General features: G+C 55.7%; 15 protein-coding genes and 4 tRNA genes. 5 read left to right on the top strand and 14 right to left on the bottom strand.

Annotation, left to right across the window (positions count from 1 at the left end; translation table 11 throughout):
* Nucleotides 1-23: 23 nt before the first annotated feature.
* The 8 genes from corA to lptM form a co-directional block, all read right to left on the bottom strand.
* The gene (corA, locus tag OGW17_RS04075; protein WP_012131160.1) at nt 24-974 is read right to left on the bottom strand and encodes a magnesium/cobalt transporter CorA; all 951 of its coding nucleotides are present in this window, start codon (nt 972-974) and stop codon (nt 24-26) included.
* A gap of 154 nt (nt 975-1128) precedes the next feature.
* Nucleotides 1129-1185, bottom strand: coding sequence for a YsgD/CorL family protein (ysgD, locus tag OGW17_RS04070; RefSeq protein WP_213164972.1), 57 nt, complete (start codon nt 1183-1185; stop codon nt 1129-1131).
* A 266-nt stretch (nt 1186-1451) separates the two neighbouring features.
* Nucleotides 1452-3614 (bottom strand): DNA helicase II, encoded by a 2163-nt coding sequence (gene uvrD, locus OGW17_RS04065; RefSeq protein ID WP_071258136.1) that lies wholly within the window; start codon nt 3612-3614, stop codon nt 1452-1454.
* Nucleotides 3615-3700: 86 nt separating this feature from the next.
* On the bottom strand, nt 3701-4417 hold the full coding sequence (yigB, locus tag OGW17_RS04060; RefSeq protein WP_012131157.1) for a 5-amino-6-(5-phospho-D-ribitylamino)uracil phosphatase YigB: 717 nt from the start codon (nt 4415-4417) through the stop codon (nt 3701-3703).
* Nucleotides 4417-5319 carry a tyrosine recombinase XerC gene (gene xerC / locus OGW17_RS04055; RefSeq protein ID WP_060816126.1) on the bottom strand — a complete coding sequence of 301 codons (903 nt, stop codon included), beginning with the start codon at nt 5317-5319 and terminating at the stop codon, nt 4417-4419. The genes yigB and xerC overlap by 1 nt, the downstream gene beginning before the upstream one ends.
* Nucleotides 5316-6023: a DUF484 domain-containing protein gene (locus OGW17_RS04050; protein ID WP_012131155.1), complete on the bottom strand. Its 708-nt coding sequence runs from the start codon at nt 6021-6023 to the stop codon at nt 5316-5318. The genes xerC and OGW17_RS04050 overlap by 4 nt, the downstream gene beginning before the upstream one ends.
* The gene (gene dapF, locus OGW17_RS04045) at nt 6020-6844 is read right to left on the bottom strand and encodes a diaminopimelate epimerase (protein WP_024130100.1); all 825 of its coding nucleotides are present in this window, start codon (nt 6842-6844) and stop codon (nt 6020-6022) included. Before dapF ends, OGW17_RS04050 begins: the two co-directional genes overlap by 4 nt.
* 36 nt (nt 6845-6880) lie before the next feature.
* Nucleotides 6881-7084 (bottom strand): LPS translocon maturation chaperone LptM, encoded by a 204-nt coding sequence (gene lptM, locus OGW17_RS04040; RefSeq protein ID WP_012131153.1) that lies wholly within the window; start codon nt 7082-7084, stop codon nt 6881-6883.
* A 138-nt stretch (nt 7085-7222) separates the two neighbouring features.
* Here lptM and cyaY point away from each other — a divergent pair, with 138 nt between their 5' ends.
* Nucleotides 7223-7543 (top strand): iron donor protein CyaY, encoded by a 321-nt coding sequence (gene cyaY, locus OGW17_RS04035; RefSeq protein WP_047459992.1) that lies wholly within the window; start codon nt 7223-7225, stop codon nt 7541-7543.
* A 79-nt stretch (nt 7544-7622) separates the two neighbouring features.
* On the opposite strand, the gene cyaA is transcribed toward cyaY, so the two are convergent.
* On the bottom strand, nt 7623-10169 hold the full coding sequence (gene cyaA, locus OGW17_RS04030) for a class I adenylate cyclase (protein ID WP_071258135.1): 2547 nt from the start codon (nt 10167-10169) through the stop codon (nt 7623-7625).
* A 387-nt stretch (nt 10170-10556) separates the two neighbouring features.
* Between cyaA and hemC the strand changes: the two genes are divergently transcribed.
* Genes hemC through hemY form a run of 4 tightly spaced genes read left to right on the top strand, consistent with a single transcriptional unit; the run spans nt 10557 to nt 14637 of the window.
* Nucleotides 10557-11498, top strand: coding sequence for a hydroxymethylbilane synthase (gene hemC / locus OGW17_RS04025; RefSeq protein WP_071258150.1), 942 nt, complete (start codon nt 10557-10559; stop codon nt 11496-11498).
* Nucleotides 11495-12235 carry a uroporphyrinogen-III synthase gene (gene hemD / locus OGW17_RS04020; protein WP_071258134.1) on the top strand — a complete coding sequence of 247 codons (741 nt, stop codon included), beginning with the start codon at nt 11495-11497 and terminating at the stop codon, nt 12233-12235. The genes hemC and hemD overlap by 4 nt, the downstream gene beginning before the upstream one ends.
* 21 nt (nt 12236-12256) lie before the next feature.
* Nucleotides 12257-13438, top strand: coding sequence for a uroporphyrinogen-III C-methyltransferase (hemX, locus tag OGW17_RS04015; protein ID WP_012131148.1), 1182 nt, complete (start codon nt 12257-12259; stop codon nt 13436-13438).
* A gap of 2 nt (nt 13439-13440) precedes the next feature.
* On the top strand, nt 13441-14637 hold the full coding sequence (hemY, locus tag OGW17_RS04010) for a protoheme IX biogenesis protein HemY (RefSeq protein WP_047460000.1): 1197 nt from the start codon (nt 13441-13443) through the stop codon (nt 14635-14637).
* A 624-nt stretch (nt 14638-15261) separates the two neighbouring features.
* Here the strand turns inward: hemY and OGW17_RS04005 are convergent.
* From OGW17_RS04005 to thrP, 5 genes are all read right to left on the bottom strand, one after another.
* A tRNA-Pro gene (locus tag OGW17_RS04005) sits at nt 15262-15338 on the bottom strand.
* Between the two features lie 43 nt (nt 15339-15381).
* Nucleotides 15382-15468: transfer RNA gene (locus tag OGW17_RS04000), tRNA-Leu, on the bottom strand.
* A 19-nt stretch (nt 15469-15487) separates the two neighbouring features.
* Nucleotides 15488-15563 (bottom strand) — tRNA-His (locus OGW17_RS03995).
* A 54-nt stretch (nt 15564-15617) separates the two neighbouring features.
* A tRNA-Arg gene (locus OGW17_RS03990) sits at nt 15618-15694 on the bottom strand.
* A gap of 102 nt (nt 15695-15796) precedes the next feature.
* Nucleotides 15797-17182 carry a bifunctional threonine/serine APC transporter ThrP gene (thrP, locus tag OGW17_RS03985; RefSeq protein WP_058668340.1) on the bottom strand — a complete coding sequence of 462 codons (1386 nt, stop codon included), beginning with the start codon at nt 17180-17182 and terminating at the stop codon, nt 15797-15799.
* Nucleotides 17183-17374 lie beyond the last annotated feature (192 nt).

The raw sequence follows: 17374 nt of genomic DNA, 5'->3' as shown, positions 1-17374 counted from the left end.
GCGACGCGCCACCGGGCGCAATATTACAGCCAGTTCTTACGCTTGAAGTACAAATACGGCGCCAGACCCGCAAGGATCATAAAGATAATCGCGCCAGGGTAACCAAAGCTCCACTTCAGCTCCGGCATAAACTCAAAGTTCATCCCATAGCTGGACGCCACCAGCGTCGGCGGCAGGAATACCACGGATACCACCGAGAAGATCTTGATAATGCGGTTCTGCTCGATGTTGATGAAGCCCATCGCCGCCTGCATCAGGAAGTTCACCTTCTGGAACAGGGATTCGTTGTGCGGCAGCAGGGACTCGATATCGCGCAGGATCTCACGCGCCTGCTCCAGTTGCCCCCCCGGAAGACGCGCCTTGCGTACCAGGAAGTTAAGCGCGCGCTGGGTATCCATCAGACATAAGCGAACTTTCCAGCCGATATCTTCCAGCTCTGCCAGCGTGGAGAGCGCTTCGTCATATTCATCGCCCTGATGCCCTTCCATGATCACGCGGCTCAGTTCTTCCAGATCGCTGTAGATGTTTTCAATTTCATCCGCCAGCTGTTCGATTTTGGTTTCAAACAGGTCGAGCAGTAATTCATAGGCATTGCCGTCCACCATCGCCTGGTTACGGGCGCGCATACGGTACAAGCGGAAAGCGGGCAGTTCGCGTTCACGCAGCGTAAACAGGCGGCCATCGCGAATGGTGAATGCCACCGTGGAGTTACCGGCGTGGTCTTCCGCATCTTCGAAAAAGAAAAAGGAGTGGATGTGCAGCCCGTCTTCGTCTTCAAAGAAACGCGCGGATGCTTCGATGTCTTCCAGTTCAGGACGTGTCGCCAGGCTTTGGCCCAGTTCAGATTGTACGCGCAGTCGCTCGTCGTCGTCCGGTTCGACCAAATCGACCCATACGGCATCAATCAGGGTTTGTGACTCTTCGACTTCCAGCCGGGTCAGTCGATTATTTTCCAGTTGAAATGCGCTCAGCATGACCGGGACTCCCAATGCTTAAAAATATCGGACAGTTCGGGTGGGCACACAGAAACAAATTGGGTTTCAGACCATTAAACAGCCTGACTCAGCGCGACGGGAAAAAGAGAAGGTCGCTGACAACCGCTAAGGCTATCAGCAAAAAGGGATAGCCTTAGGAGTTGATCCTGAATGACAGGATAATGAGCCAGCATCTACTGGGTGTGTCCAAGGCGAATGTCCTCTTAGCGTAATCGTGCGCGCATGTTACGCCAGCAAAAATTTGACGTCAACACGCAACGAAACGCGAAAAAGTAATAATTTCCCCTTATGCAAAAATGTTAGCAGAGGGGAGTTATTTATCTATGATATTCAGAATATTAACCGACAGATAGCCGGATGGCGGCTTCGCCTTATCCGGCCTACAAATCAAAATGTTACCCGGTCTGTAGGCCGGATAAGACGCGCCAGCGTCGCCATCCGGCAAAGCCAAACCGATTAAACCGTTTCCAGTCTGGCGTAGGCCGCTACCAGCCATTTGATCCCCTGCCCCTGGAATGCGACCTGTAACCGGCTGTGCTCGCCGCTGCCTTCCAGGTTGACGATCGTGCCTTCGCCGAATTTCGGGTGACGCACTCGCTGCCCCAGCTTGTACCCGGTGTCGTTTTCCGCCATCGGGGTTCCCATCCGCTGGTGATTCACCGGACGGCTGACCGTGGCGCGCAGCCGCACTTCTTCCACACAGTCTTCCGGCAATTCGCCGATAAAACGCGACGGGCGGTGGTAGACCTCTTTGCCATACAGACGGCGGGTTTCCGCATAGGTCAACGTCAGCTTCTGCATCGCGCGGGTTACGCCGACGTAGGCCAGGCGACGCTCTTCTTCAAGGCGCCCACCTTCATCCAGCGACATCTGGCTGGGGAACATCCCCTCTTCCATGCCGACGATGAACACCTGCGGAAACTCCAGCCCTTTCGCCGAGTGCAAGGTCATCAGTTGAACCGCATCCTGCCACGTATCCGCCTGCCCTTCTCCCGCTTCCAGCGCGGCGTGAGAGAGAAACGCCTGCAACGGCATCAGGTCTTCATCTTCTTCGTTGTAGCTGAACTGGCGCGTCGCCGTCACCAGTTCTTCTAAGTTCTCAATACGCGTCTGGCCTTTCTCGCCTTTTTCCTGCTCGTACATCATGCGCAGACCCGAGTCTTTAATCACCCGATCGGTCTGAACATGCAGCGGCATATCTGTCGTCTCCTGCGCCAGCGCGTCAATTAGCTCGATAAAGCGTTGCAGGGCGCTTGCGGCGCGGCCAGCCAGCGCTTTCTCCTGCAACAGCTCGCGGCACGCCTGCCACAAGGTTAACTGACGGTCGCGCGAGGTCTGGCGCACAACGTCCAGCGTGCGATCGCCAATACCGCGCGTCGGGGTGTTCACCACGCGCTCAAACGCCGCATCATCATTACGATTGGCGATCAGGCGCAGATAGGAGAGCGCATCTTTAATTTCCTGACGTTCGAAGAAGCGCATACCGCCATAAATACGGTACGGCATACTGGCCTGCAACAGCGCCTCTTCCAGCACGCGCGACTGGGCGTTGCTGCGATAGAGAATGGCGCACTGTTCCAGCGCCCCGCCGTTGTCCTGCCAGGTTTTGATGCGGTTAACGACAAAACGCGCTTCATCCAGCTCATTAAACGCGCAATAGAGTGAAATCGGTTCGCCATCAATGCCATCGGTCCACAGCTTTTTCCCCAGACGGCCATTGTTGTTTTCAATCAGGGTGTTCGCCGCGCTGAGGATGTTGCTGGTCGAGCGGTAATTCTGCTCCAGACGAATGGTTTCCGCGCCCGGGAAATCCTTGAGGAAACGCTGGATGTTCTCCACCTGCGCCCCGCGCCAGCCGTAAATAGACTGGTCATCATCGCCGACGATCATCACTTTGCCGGTATCGCCTGCCAGCAGACGGACCCACGCGTACTGGATGTTGTTGGTATCCTGGAATTCGTCCACCAGGATATTGGTAAAACGTTCGCGGTAGTGCTGAAGGATATGCGGCTTGTTGAGCCACAGTTCATGCGCGCGCAGCAGCAGTTCGGCAAAGTCCACCAGCCCTGCGCGATCGCACGCTTCCTGATAGGCCTGGTAAACCTTCTGCCAGGTCTGCTCTACCGGGTTGCCGTAGCTCTGAATATGGTGCGGACGCAGCCCTTCGTCTTTCTGGCTGTTGATGTACCACATTGCCTGACGCGGCGGCCACTGCTTCTCGTCAAGGTTCATCGCTTTAATAAGGCGCTTGAGCAGGCGCAGCTGATCTTCGCTGTCGAGGATCTGGAAATCCTGCGGCAGGTTGGCGTCCATATGGTGCGCGCGCAGCAGACGGTGCGCCAGACCGTGGAAGGTGCCGACCCACATCCCGCCCTGCGTGGTTCCCATTAACTGACCGATACGGTGGCGCATTTCCGCCGCCGCCTTATTGGTGAAGGTAACGGCCATAATGGAATAGGGCGAATTATTCTCTACGCTCAACAGCCAGGCGATACGGTGCACCAGCACGCGAGTTTTGCCGCTCCCCGCTCCCGCCAGCACCAGCATGTTGCTACGTGGCGCAGCCACCGCTTCGCGCTGTTTATCATTAAGGCTTTCGAGCAGGTAAGAAACGTCCATTGGCACCGCCGCGTAAAAGTGTGTTGGGCGGATAAGCGCAGCGCCATCCGCCAAAAAGCTGGGTATATATACAATACTGCTGGTGATTATATCAGCGAGGTCAAAGATGCCAACCGTGAAATTTCGATATGCGGCAGTAAACGGCTGTCAGTGGTCTGCATCAGGTCGGCATTTTCCGGTTTGATCCAGCAGGCCTGCATTCCACAGCGGATCGCCCCGGCGACATCGGTCGTCAGATCGTCGCCGACGTGGAGGATCTCGCCGATCGGCATGTTGAGCTTCTCCGCCGCCAGAGAGTACATGTCGCTGAACGGTTTAGAGCGCCCGTCCGGGCCTGCGCGCAGCACAAATTCGAAGTAATCGCCCAGCCCAAACAGTTCCGGCTGCGCATTGCCGTTAGTAATGGCCACCAGCGGCCATTTTTTTGCAAGCCGCTTCAGCGTGTCATGCGTCACTTGTGGAACATCGATACGGCTGCGCCACTTTGCGAAATTGATCATCGCGGCGTTCGCCCCCGCCATTGCCTCTTCCGCCGACAGGCCCGCTTCCAGCATGGCGCGCTCCACGGCGCGATGACGCCATCGCGTCACATCATGATAAATTTCCGGCTCTGCTTCGCGTACCGCCTGACGCAGGCGATACAGATCGGCATTCTGCAATGTACGCAGCGCAGGATGGTAGTTTTGCACAAAGGTGAGCGCTTCCTGCTCGGTGCGCAGGATAACCGGACGGTTATCATAAAGGGTGTCATCCAGATCGAACGTGAGTGCTGAGATGTGTCCCAAAGGCCGGTAAAAACGCATTATTTCCCCCGTTTGGCGCGTGGATGCGCCGCATCGTACACCGAGGCCAGGTGTTGAAAATCAAGATGAGTATAGATTTGCGTGGTAGACAGATTGGCATGGCCTAACAGCTCCTGCACGCCGCGCAGGTCGCCGCTCGACTCCAGCATATGGGTCGCGAACGAGTGACGCAGTTTATGCGGATGGACATGGCTGTTCAGCCCTTGCTTAATGCCCCACTCCGCAAACCGTTTTTGTACATTGCGCGCGGAGATCCGTTTCCCGAGCTTCGAGAGAAACAGCGCATCGTCATCGCTGCCGAACAGGCCGCGCAGATCCAGCCAATGCTCAATCCACGCCACCGCATTGCGGCCAATGGGCAGACGCCGTTCTTTGCTGCCCTTCCCCATCACCCACACTTCGCCCGTATCGAGATCGAGGTGTTTGATGTCTAACCCTACCAGTTCAGACAAACGCAACCCCGCGCCGTACATCACCTCCAGCATCGCCCGATCGCGCACGGCAAGCGGATCGTTAAGGTCGATATCCAGCAGTCGGTTAATATCATCCACGTCGATATTTTTCGGCAGGTGGCGAGGCGCTTTCGGCGCAGAGACGCCTTTCGCCGGGTTGGCGTTGAGTTCGCCCTGGCTCACCAGCCAGTCAAAGAAACTGCGTAAAGCAGAGAGGCGCAACGCCAGGCTGGCGGGCCCTAACCCTTTACGGCGGCTGCGTACCGCGAAAGCGCGCACCATTGCAGCGTCACATTGTTGCCAGCTTTGCAGACCGGTTTCTCCGGCTAAAACGATAATGGCATCAAGCTGACGCTGATAGTTCAGTAGCGTGATGGGGCTAAGTTGCCGTTCTACGCCCAGGTAACGCAAGAAGCGCGCAACGTCCTGAGAAAGCGATAATTCGGTCATACACGTTCAATCCAGCGCTCCAGCAGTTCCGGCAACATCAAGGCGATTTCTTGCAGTAACTGTGTCCCCTGCCCCTGCTGGTAATGATGCACATCGCGGCTACTGAAGAGTATGACCCCCAGATCGCCATCGCGCCCCAGCATCGACATCGCCACCGAGCCAATCGCTTTGGCTTCAGGCAGCACCACCAGCAGTTCCGGGCCATTCAATGGGCCAAGATAGTGTTGCGCCTGCCCCAGACGCTGGATACGCAGCGGTTCAAAGGCCTGACGGCTTAACGCCAGATGGGTATGATTCGACGGCGCGCCGAGTCGCCAGCGATCGGGAAACAGCCGGATGGTCGCGCCCGCCAGCCCCAGCTCCCGCGCCCAGCGATGAAAACGCATCAGCATTTCATCCAGGCTACTGGCGGAAACCAGCCGTCCCTGCAAATGCAGCAGACGGTAGAACAGGCTTTCGTTGGCATTCGCCTGTTCCATTAGCAGCGTCATGTTCTCTTCAAGAACATGGATATGATTCCGGGCGCGGGCCATGTGCCACTCAACAAGCGACACCGTACCCCGCACGGGATGCGGAACGCGCATCGCCTCAACGGCGCGCGCATTACGGATAAAAAACTCAGGGTTACGCAGTAGATAATCGACGACCGCCCGGTCGTCCAGTTCCATCTGTGTTTCCTGTAGTTCTTCCCCTGGTTGCTTCATAGATGAATAAATCCGTCGTAGACATGTGCCGCCGGGCCAGTCATATACAACGGATGACCCGGGCCTTTCCAGGCGATATCAAGGCGACCGCCAGGTAATTCCACGCGTACTTCTTCTGCCAGCAAACCCTGCTGAATACCCACCGCAACGGCGGCGCATGCGCCGCTGCCGCAGGCCTGAGTTTCTCCTGCCCCACGTTCATAAACGCGTAATCGGATATGCTCGCGCTTCACAACCTGCATAAACCCAATATTCGCTCGTTCTGGAAAACGTTCATGGCTTTCCAGAACCGGTCCCAGCGTTTCGACTGCCGCCGTGTCGATATTATCGACCTGAATCACGCAGTGCGGGTTCCCCATTGAAACCACGCCGCACAATATTGTCTGCTCGGCCGCTCGCATAATATAGGTCTTTTCCGCTTTGTTGGCGCGAAAAGGAACCTGCGCGGGTTCAAAGTTTGGCTCACCCATGTTCACCCGCACCAGCTCATCATCTGTGACGCTCAGCACCATCCGGCCATTGGCCGTGCTGACGCGGATATCGCGCTTATTGGTCAGCCCTTTCAGACGCACAAATCGCGCAAAGCAGCGGGCGCCGTTACCGCACTGCGACACTTCGCTGCCATCGGCGTTGAAGATGCGGTAATGAAAATCCAGTTCAGGATCGTAAGGAGGCTCGACAACCAGAAGCTGGTCGAACCCCACGCCCAGATGCCTGTCTGACAGGCGGCGGATCAACTCCGGCGAGAAAAAGACATTCTGCGTTACCGCGTCGACGACCATAAAATCGTTGCCAAGGCCATGCATTTTAGAGAATTGCATCATTCACTCCATTTACGCGGGGACAGAAACGTACCGTCAATAGTTCACCTGAGAAGGGCCGTCTCCCGTAGCGCGATCGTTTTGATCGGGCGTCGTCGATTGGATTTGTGAATCAACCTCATGCGTCGGCGGCGGCGCGTTTTTGTCAGCAGGTGGAAAATAGAGCGGGCCTTTCAGACCGCAGCCGGTCAGGCTGAACAGAGTGAGAAGTACAGCGAGTGCCTGAAACACATTTTTCATTATGGATTGCCTGTAAGTTCATGCTTTCTGTTTTCTATCATCGCAGGAGAAGACGTAAAAGCAAGAGTTGGCTGAAAACTGCATCATGAATTCTTCCAGGTTATACTGCCGCCATCACGTAAAAAACGGGAAACAACAATGAACGACAGTGAATTTCATCGCCTCGCAGACACCCTGTGGATGACCATTGAAGAACGTCTGGACGACTGGGACGGCGACAGCGATATCGACTGCGAAATCAACGGCGGCGTGCTAACCATTACCTTTGAAAACGGCAGCAAAATCATCATCAACCGTCAGGAGCCGCTGCACCAGGTATGGCTGGCGACCAAACAGGGCGGCTACCATTTTGACCTGAAAGGCGACGAATGGATTTGCGATCGCAGCGGCGAAACCTTCTGGGATCTGCTGGAGCAGGCCGCGACACAACAGGCTGGAGAAGCGGTGAGCTTCCGCTAAGTTTTATTGCCGGATGGCGCTGCGCTTATCCGGCCTACGTATCTCGCGTCATTTGTAACACCGCCACCCGGCATCATGTTCACGAGAAATACTGCTGCAACAGCGGCGCGTCGTTGTCCTGGTTTGCCGGTGGCACGGCGCTGATGGGCTGGGTACGGAACGGAATGACCTGCTCGCGACCATCGGTATTCACAATCTGGTAGAACTGCGGCAGGTTGAAGTTGATGAAGCTGGAGCCGTAGGTGAAGCGATCGTGCGACGACGAATAGAAGCGGCTCACGTCGCGTACCAGCTCTTCTTTGCTGCCTTCGCAGTGGTGATACACTTCCGCCCGGTTACTCTCGTCCAGAATATAAATATTAAAGCCTTTCTCATCGCCGGTTTCTTCAAAGAAGAACTGGATGATCCCTTCGCTGGCGAACCCATCCACCACCGACGGTAATTTCACATGGTTGGTCTCAACCTGAACGGAAAGTCCGTGAAGTTTGTTGTGCGAAATCGCGCCGTAAAACTCAATGGCGTTTTCCAGTTTCTGCACCGAAACATTCAGGCGCTCGAAGAACAGCCCCCAGGTTTGGCCCGAAACGCGCAGCGCTTTAAAACGTCCGGTTTCCTGGCGGGTGCTGGAGAGACGCAGTTCAATGCACTCGGAGACCAGTTGCTGTACGCGGGTGCGGATCAGGCCGCGCAGATGCTGGCTATAGCAGAACACTTCCACACTGTCCGGCGGCGCGGCATCCTGGTGCATTTTACCGAGAATCGTTTTCAGCGCTTCAATCATCGCCTGTTCGCCGTTGAAGTGCAGGGTACGCACTTCGTTCCACGAGTTGCGATACAACAGGTCGACACTGCCGACCAGGCAGTTTTGCTCTTCGCCAAAGCTGAAGACATCCAGCTTACGGAAATCGAAATGCACCACCTGATTGCGGAACGCCGCCGTCGGGTCATATTCAAGGTTAACGATGATCGCCAGATGGCGAATTTCACACGGACTGTAGAGCGCTTTAGGCGTTGGCGCAGGCAAACGCAGCGGGAAATGGTGCGACACATCGGCCACCATCTCCTGCAACTTAGGCAGGTCCACAATGCCGTTGCCCTTAATAAAAAGGTGGGTACGCGACGTCAGCAAACCGTTAAACCAGGCCCACGCCACCAGTTTGTTCAGGTAGCGGTTATATTCCAGCGGCTGATGGCTGATGATCGAATCCATGTTCGGCGCACGGTTGTAGAGATACCAGCCAGAACGGTTGGCCCGGCCCGGCGGCACATGGATAAAGGTTAGGTTCGGTTCGGAGAGATCCGGTGAAATCTGCGGGTTCACCAGCGTCACTTTGCCCGGCAGGGCTTCAAATGCGGCATACAGTTTACGCGTCAGCACGCCAATATCCTGCGGGCTGGCGCTAACGCTGAGATTGTTACGGCGGGCAAAACGGATCAGATTACGATAGCTCTGCATCATGGCGTCGAGCAGTTCGTTATGCGCTTCGCGTACCTGATCGATCTTCCAGTTCGCCCGGTTGTCGAGCATTGTCAGACGGGCGTCGTCCCATCCCCACTCGTTCACTAACTGACTTAACACTTCACGACGCCAGCCAACGCAGGCGCGTTCACGGCTCAGTTTCTCACACACTTTTAAGTAGAAACATCGACGGACTAAATCAAGACGCGTCGGATCTTCGATAGCCGTGAGGTATTCGGTCACGCGTTCCAGCATCATGCAATACGGGTCGAGACCAAACGAAACGATCTCGCCGTCATGCAGGCGCTGTTTAATGTCTTTCGCCAACAGGCGCGGATTGGGATATTCCCAGGAGTAGGCTTCCAGCAGCAGCGTTTTCAGCACCGCTTTGTACGGGGAATCGATACTCTTGTACAACTGCCAGAGGCTGGCGCCAAAGTACTCTTCGGCGGAGAGCGAGCTTAATCCGCCCAGATCCAGCCATTCGTTTGGCGTGAGGACACCCTGCGCGTAAAGCGTCATGACGTAGTCGTCGTAATGCTCTTCTTCGTCGCACGGCACCATATTCCACAGAATACGCTTACCGGCCAGACGCACAGCGGTGCGATAAAATTCGTCGAGCAGCAGGATGTGCTGCGTCGAGCCGCAGTCTTCACCACCCAGACTGCCGCTTTCATTATGGCGGAAACGGTTTTCGTCGATCAGGAAGAAGCTGACTTCCACGCCCAGCGAAGCGGCCCAGCTTTCCAGCAGGCTGCATTTACGTTGCAGCAACTGGCGCTCTTCGCTATCAAGCCAGGACTGGTGGCAGACCCAGATATCCAGGTCAGAAGAACAGCTTTGCCCTACTGAAGATGTACTGCCCATTGAGTACACGCCGGTGATCGGCAGCTCGCCTTTCGGCGGGTCCTGCGTGGACATTCCCCGGTACAGTTCAAGTTCATTCAGGTAGTGGCGTTGGGTTTCATCAGGCGTGTAAAAGCATATGCCCTTGGGAACGTTACCGTCGAGGTAACCCGGCATCAGCGGATTATGGTAGTGCAATAATGTCGGCAGCAGACTGTATACCTGCTGGAAGGCAGGGCCCATGGCAGCAAGCGCGCGATCCACACGCAATTGATTGATGGCATCCAGTCTCTGTTTCAAAGTCTCAATATAGAGGTACAAGACGTATCGCCTGATGTTGCTACCCGTCATGCGTCTGATTGCCATCGCGAGTGCGGACAACCAAACCATTCGGGATAAACCGTATGTCAAAAATAACCGTTACCTTTTTCATCCTTCTCCCCATTAAGGGGTAAAGACGAAAAAATGGTCTAAAACGTGATCAATTTAACACCTTGCTCATTGACCGTAAAGAAAGATGCACTACATACAAGTGTAGCACCGTTAGCTGCGTGTAAATTCCTTAATACGGTCAGGCGGTTTCTCGTCATTATTCACTGCCAGTCGCGACGCCGCGCCTGATCCTCTTACTCACCTTTGACCGTAACACTGACATCCCACTTGTAAGGATGTTAGGATGGTCCACGGACGATAATGACGGTAACAAGCATGTTAGACAATGTTTTAAGAATTGCCACACGCCAAAGCCCCCTTGCGCTCTGGCAGGCACATTATGTCAAAGACGCGTTGATAGCACAGCATCCGGGACTGGTCGTGGAACTGGTGCCGATGGTGACGCGCGGCGACGTGATTCTGGACACCCCTCTGGCAAAAGTGGGCGGTAAGGGCTTGTTTGTAAAAGAGCTGGAAGTCGCGCTGCTGGAAAAGCGCGCCGATATCGCCGTGCATTCGATGAAAGATGTGCCGGTAGAATTCCCGCAAGGGCTTGGCCTGGTCACGATTTGCGAACGCGAAGATCCACGCGATGCTTTCGTCTCGAACCAATACAACAATCTGGATGAACTGCCCGCAGGCAGCATCGTCGGCACATCAAGTTTGCGTCGCCAGTGCCAGTTGGCCGAGCGTCGCCCGGATCTCGTCATCCGCTCGCTGCGCGGCAACGTCGGCACACGCCTGAGTAAGCTCGATAACGGTGATTATGACGCAATTATCCTGGCGGTTGCCGGGTTAAAACGGTTAGGTCTGACGTCGCGTATTCGCACCGCGCTGCCTCCCGAAATCTCTCTCCCTGCCGTAGGGCAAGGCGCAGTGGGCATTGAATGCCGACTGGATGACGCACGTACTCAGGCGCTGTTAGCACCGCTGAATCATGAAGAAACCGCGCTACGTGTAAAAGCCGAACGCGCCATGAACACCCGCCTGGAAGGGGGCTGTCAGGTGCCGATTGGCAGCTATGCTGAAATCATTGATGGTGAAGTCTGGCTGCGTGCGCTGGTTGGCGCGCCTGACGGTTCGCAGATGATTCGCGGAGAACGTCGCGGATTGCCGCAGGACGCCGCGCAAATGGGCATTTCCCTGGCGGAAGAGCTGCTGGAAAACGGCGCCCGCGCGATTCTGACCGAGGTTTATAACGGAGAAGCGCCCGCATGAGTATTCTGGTCACCCGCCCGTCTCCCTCCGGGGAAGAGTTAGTGAGCCGTCTGCGCACACTGGGGCAGGTGGCCTGGAGTTTTCCGCTTATTGAGTTTACGCCGGGCCGGGAACTGGCAACGCTTGCCGATCGCCTGGCGGCGCTCACGGACAACGATCTGGTGTTCGCCCTCTCGCAACACGCCGTCGCCTTTGCCCACGCCCAACTGCAACAGCAGGGACTGGGCTGGCCTGTGCAGCCACGCTACTTCGCCATCGGGCGCACAACGGCGCTGGCGCTGCATACCGTTAGCGGATGCGATATTCGCTATCCTCTGGATCGGGAAATCAGCGAAGTCTTGCTACAATTACCTGAATTACAAAATATTGCGGGAAAACGAGCGCTTATTTTACGGGGCAACGGCGGGCGTGAACTGTTAGGCAAAACCCTCACAGAACGCGGCGCTGAAGTCACCTTTTGTGAATGTTATCAACGCAGTGCAAAACATTACGATGGCGCGGAAGAGGCGATGCGCTGGCACTCTCGCGGCGTGACGACGATTGTTGTCACCAGCGGCGAAATGCTGCAACAGCTCTGGTCGCTGATCCCGCAGTGGTATCGTGAGCACTGGTTACTACGCTGTCGGCTGCTGGTCGTCAGTGAGCGTCTGGCGCACCTCGCCCGGGAACTGGGCTGGCAAGATATTAAGGTCGCTGATAACGCCGACAACGATGCGCTACTGCGCGCATTACAATAACTCTCATAATGGGATGCCATAATGACGGAACAAGAAAAATCCTCCGCCGTGGTTGAAGAGACCAGGGAGGCCGTGGAAACCACGCCGCAGCCAGTCAATGCAGAAAAGAAGAGTAAGAACGGCGCCGCGCTGGTATTGAGTGCGGTGGCAATCGCCATTGCCCTGGCCGCGGGCGTCGGTCTGTATGGCTGGGGAAAGCAGCAGGCCGTTAAACAAACGGCCACCAGCGATGCGCTGGTTAACCAACTTACGGCGCTGCAAAAAGCCCAGGAAAGCCAAAAAGCGGAGCTGGAAGGCATTATCAAACAGCAGGCGACGCAACTGGATGATGCAAATCGCCAACAGGCCGCGCTGGCGAAACAGCTGGATGAAGTGCAACAGAAAGTCGCGACGATCTCCGGCAGCGATGCCAAAACCTGGCTGCTGGCGCAATCTGATTTTCTGGTCAAACTCGCCGGACGTAAATTGTGGAGCGATCAGGATGTCACCACCGCTGCGGCGCTGCTCAAAAGCGCGGATGCCAGCCTGGCGGACATGAACGACCCCAGTCTGATCGCCGCGCGCCGCGCCATTACCGATGATATTGCCAGCCTGTCGGCGGTGGCGCAGGTGGACTACGACGGCATTATCCTCAAAGTGAACCAGCTCTCTAACCAGATTGATAACCTGCGTCTGGCCGATAATGACACCGACGATTCGCCAATGGACTCCGACAGCAGCGAGCTGTCCAGCTCGATCAGCGAATGGCGCGTTAACCTGCAAAAAAGCTGGCAGAACTTTATGGACAGCTTTATTACTATTCGCCGTCGTGATGACACCGCCGTCCCGCTGCTGGCACCGAACCAGGACGTTTACTTACGTGAAAACATCCGCTCCCGCCTGTTAGTGGCGGCGCAAGCCGTGCCGCGTCATCAGGAAGAGACTTACCGTCAGGCGCTGGATAATGTCTCCACCTGGGTACGCGCGTACTACGACACCGACGACGCAACGACCAAAGCGTTTCTTGATGACGTGGATAAACTGAGTCAACAGAGCATCACGATGGACGTGCCGGAGACGTTACAGAGCCAGCCGATTCTTGAGAAACTGATGCAGACTCGCGTGCGTAACCTGCTGGCGCAGCCGGCGGCGGCCACGACCGAAGCGGCTCAGGCCCCTGCTCCGCAGGCAGAAGCACCGGCAGCCGCGCCGCAAGGAGAATAATGATGCTGAAAGTATTATTGCTCTTTGTGTTGTTGATCGCCGGTATCGTCATAGGCCCAATGATCGCCGGTCATCAGGGCTATGTTCTGATCCAGACCGATAATTACAACATTGAGACCAGCGTAACGGGGCTGGTGATCATCCTGATCGTTATGATGGTCATTCTGTTCGCCATTGAGTGGCTGCTGCGACGCGTTTTCCGCACCGGCGCGCACACTCGCGGCTGGTTTGTCGGGCGTAAACGCCGCCGCGCACGTAAGCAGACCGAACAGGCGCTGCTTAAGCTGGCGGAAGGCGATTACCAGCAGGTTGAGAAGCTGATGGCGAAGAATGCCGATCACGCTGAACAGCCGGTGGTGAACTATCTGCTGGCCGCCGAAGCCGCGCAACAGCGTGGTGACGAAGCGCGCGCTAATCAGCATCTGGAACGTGCCGCTGAACTGGCGGGCAATGACACGATTCCGGTGGAGATCGCCCGCGTACGTCTGCAACTGGCGCGCAACGAGAATCATGCGGCGCGTCACGGCGTGGACAAACTGCTGGAAGTTACCCCGCGTCATCCAGAAGTGCTGCGCCTGGCGGAACAGGCTTACATCCGCACCGGAGCATGGAGTTCGCTGCTGGACATCATCCCGTCAATGGCGAAGGCCAACGTCGGTGATGAAGAACATCGCGCCATGCTGGAACAGCAGGCCTGGATTGGGCTGATGGATCAGGCGCGAGCCGATCAGGGCAGCGAAGGATTACGCGAATGGTGGAAGAACCAGAGCCGTAAAACTCGCCACCAGGTTCCGCTGCAAGTGGCAATGGCAGAGCATCTGATTGAATGTGACGATCACGATATGGCGCAGCAGATCATCATCGACGGCCTGAAGCGCCAGTATGACGACCGCCTGGTTCTGCCGATCCCGCGCCTGAAAACCAACAACCCGGAGCAGCTGGAAAAAGTGCTGCGCCAGCAGATTAAAACCGTTGGCGATCGTCCGCTACTGTGGAGCACGCTGGGTCAGTCATTGATGAAGCATGGCGAATGGCAGGAGGCTACGTTCGCCTTCCGCGCCGCGCTCAAGCAACGCCCTGACGCCTACGACTACGCCTGGCTCGCCGATGCGCTGGACCGGTTGCATCAGCCGGAAGAAGCGGCCACCATGCGCCGCGACGGTCTTATGCTGACCTTGCAGAACAATCCTCCGCAGTAATATCCATTGCCCGGTGGCGCTACGCTTACCGGGCCTGCCAGGTCACCGTAGGCCGGATAAGGCGAAGCCGCCATCCGGCAGTTCTCTTCCGCTTCCCCATAAAAAAACGCCTGCTCAAATAAGCAGGCGTCAAAACAGGTCTGTATGACAACATAAATGGGTGCTTCACTCAACGTTATGTCCATGGTGTTTGATGAGGCGTAAGCGACATCTGTCTGTGGACGATAAGCACCGTAAACGGCTCTGCATCATTCCTGAGTTTATGAGGCACTAAGGCGAACATAAGAGATGGAATGAGCATCTACAGGGATATTATTGCACATTGCATGCCAGGATTGCACCGCCAAAAATAAGGATTCAGACTTTTTAACGTATCAGGCCATTCGCGGCTCTGCGGCGGTTTCTGCCAGCCTTCTTCGCCATAAAAATCCCCTCTTTGTCTCTGAACGGAGACAAATAACACGCAATACCGATAATTAGTGATAAATCATGACGTTAGACGTCACCAGATAGCGACAACAGAAGCCTGGAATGTCTCAACATTGCGACAGCGATACAGGGGATCGGGAAAGAAGAGGAAGAAGAGGTGAAAACAAAAAACCCCGCCGAAGCGGGGTTCAAAATTGGTCGGCGAGAGAGGATTCGAACCTCCGACCCACTGGTCCCAAACCAGTTGCGCTACCAAGCTGCGCTACTCGCCGATGTACTGCTTTTTTTGAATTTTTAGTTCAACTCTTTAAGTCGTGGTGCGAGGGGGGGGACTTGAACCCCCACGTCCGTAAGGACACTAACACCTGAAGCTAGCGCGTCTACCAATTCCGCCACCTTCGCATTTCACAACTTTTAATAATGGGGTGGCTAATGGGATTCGAACCCACGACAACTGGAATCACAATCCAGGGCTCTACCAACTGAGCTATAGCCACCACTGAAATCTTTTACGCGGTATTAAAACCACCGCAGCTCCAGCACCGGGTAAATGGTGCGCCCGACAGGATTCGAACCTGAGACCTCTGCCTCCGGAGGGCAGCGCTCTATCCAGCTGAGCTACGGGCGCTTAGCGCCGTTTCGGGGGTGGATAATACGGACTTCCCACCCCTCTGTCTAGTGCCTTTTTAAATAAAATGCGCGTTTGGTTACGCTTTGCGCGTTTTGCTGCTTATTCCCCCACCTTGTGGGCAGTTCCGGCGCGATTCAGGCCGAAAACCTTGTAGACGAGCGTGACGGCAAGCAGGAAGATGATGCCGACAAACAGCGACATACGGGTATCTTCATTCAAGTACATGCCAATTAAAACGCAAACCAGGAACGCCATCGTCAGATAATTCGCCCACGGGAACATAATAGAACGGAAAGGATGGCTGATCATCGCGTCTTTATGAGCACGACGGAAACGCAACTGGCTAATCAGGATCACGAACCACGGCACCATACCCGGCAATACGCTGGCGCTGTAGACATACACAAACACCCGCTGCGGGTTCGGAATAATGTAGTTCAGGCATGAACCAATCAGCAGAATCGCGATCGACAGCGCCACCCCGGCGACCGGTACGCCATGACGGGAGACTTTCGCCATCGCCGCCGGAAGCTGGCGGTTTTTCGCCAGGGCATACAGCATACGTCCGCAGCTATACATGCCGCTGTTACAGCCGGAAAGCGCGGCGGTCAGCACCACGAAGTTAATAATGCCCGCCGCAGCGGTAATCCCGATTTTGGCAAAAGTGAGTACAAACGGGCTGCCGTTACTGCCGATTTCGTTCCACGGGAAGATCGTCACGATAACGAAAATCGCCCCTACATAGAAAATCAGGATACGCCACAGTACCTTGCCTACCGCGCTGCGCAGCGTAACCTGCGGATTCTTCGCTTCACCCGCGGTAATGCCGATCAGCTCCACGCCCTGATAGGAGGCGACCACAATACACAACGCCGTCAGGAACCCTTTCCAGCCACCGGCAAAGAAGCCGCCGTGTTCCGTCAGGTTGCCAAAACCGATCGCCTGGCCGCTATTGCCAAAGCCAAAGAAAATCACCCCCAGTCCGACCACAATCATCACAATGATGGTGGTGACTTTGATCATCGCAAACCAGAACTCGATTTCGCCGTACAGACGGACAGCGGCCAGATTAGCCAGCGCCACCAGCCCAACGGCGATCAGGGCGGGTATCCATTGCGCCATGTCCGGGAACCAGAACTGCACGTATACCCCGATAGCGGTTATTTCCGATATCCCCACCGCCATCCACATAAACCAGTATGACCACGCGGTGAGATAGCCAAAGAAGGGGCTCATGTAACGGTGCGCATAAACGGCGAATGAGCCAGTAACCGGCTCCAGGAACAGCATTTCGCCCATTGAGCGCATGATGAAAAAGACGAACAGCCCGGCGACGATATACGCCAGCAGCACGGAGGGCCCCGCCCATTTCAGCGTACTGGCGGCGCCCATAAACAACCCAACGCCAATCGTGCCCCCAAGGGCGATCAATTCGATATGACGAGCTTCCAGCCCACGCTGTAGCTCCGGTTTTTTCTCTGCCATAAATCCTCTTGTCGTGTTTGCACTCGTTCCGGCGTTGTTGCCGGTTATTGTTATGGGTACATCAAGCGATGCGAATGGTTTCTTAAATTTGGCAAAATGGCAAATGAAGCATTAAAAAAATGCATGTTTTGTGTAAAAAAGGAACAAAAATGTGGGAGGCGGGCAACGTATTAAGCAGAATGCGCTGCCCGT

The sequence above is a fragment of the Citrobacter sp. CK181 genome (assembly GCF_030333595.1).
Lineage (GTDB): Bacteria > Pseudomonadota > Gammaproteobacteria > Enterobacterales > Enterobacteriaceae > Citrobacter_B > Citrobacter_B koseri.
The sequence above is the reverse complement of the archived record's forward strand: the minus strand, read 5'-3'. Positions and strand labels throughout refer to the sequence as shown.

Coding starts and splice junctions, on each gene's coding strand:
- lptM (WP_012131153.1), bottom strand. CDS start 7,084: ATGAAAAATGTGTTTCAGGCACTCGCTGTACTTCTCACTCTGTTCAGC.
- hemD (WP_071258134.1), top strand. CDS start 11,495: ATGAGTATTCTGGTCACCCGCCCGTCTCCCTCCGGGGAAGAGTTAGTG.
- hemX (WP_012131148.1), top strand. CDS start 12,257: ATGACGGAACAAGAAAAATCCTCCGCCGTGGTTGAAGAGACCAGGGAG.
- thrP (WP_058668340.1), bottom strand. CDS start 17,182: ATGGCAGAGAAAAAACCGGAGCTACAGCGTGGGCTGGAAGCTCGTCAT.
- corA (WP_012131160.1), bottom strand. CDS start 974: ATGCTGAGCGCATTTCAACTGGAAAATAATCGACTGACCCGGCTGGAA.
- hemY (WP_047460000.1), top strand. CDS start 13,441: ATGCTGAAAGTATTATTGCTCTTTGTGTTGTTGATCGCCGGTATCGTC.
- yigB (WP_012131157.1), bottom strand. CDS start 4,417: ATGCGTTTTTACCGGCCTTTGGGACACATCTCAGCACTCACGTTCGAT.
- hemC (WP_071258150.1), top strand. CDS start 10,557: ATGTTAGACAATGTTTTAAGAATTGCCACACGCCAAAGCCCCCTTGCG.
- OGW17_RS04050 (WP_012131155.1), bottom strand. CDS start 6,023: ATGAAGCAACCAGGGGAAGAACTACAGGAAACACAGATGGAACTGGAC.
- dapF (WP_024130100.1), bottom strand. CDS start 6,844: ATGCAATTCTCTAAAATGCATGGCCTTGGCAACGATTTTATGGTCGTC.
- uvrD (WP_071258136.1), bottom strand. CDS start 3,614: ATGGACGTTTCTTACCTGCTCGAAAGCCTTAATGATAAACAGCGCGAA.
- cyaY (WP_047459992.1), top strand. CDS start 7,223: ATGAACGACAGTGAATTTCATCGCCTCGCAGACACCCTGTGGATGACC.
- xerC (WP_060816126.1), bottom strand. CDS start 5,319: ATGACCGAATTATCGCTTTCTCAGGACGTTGCGCGCTTCTTGCGTTAC.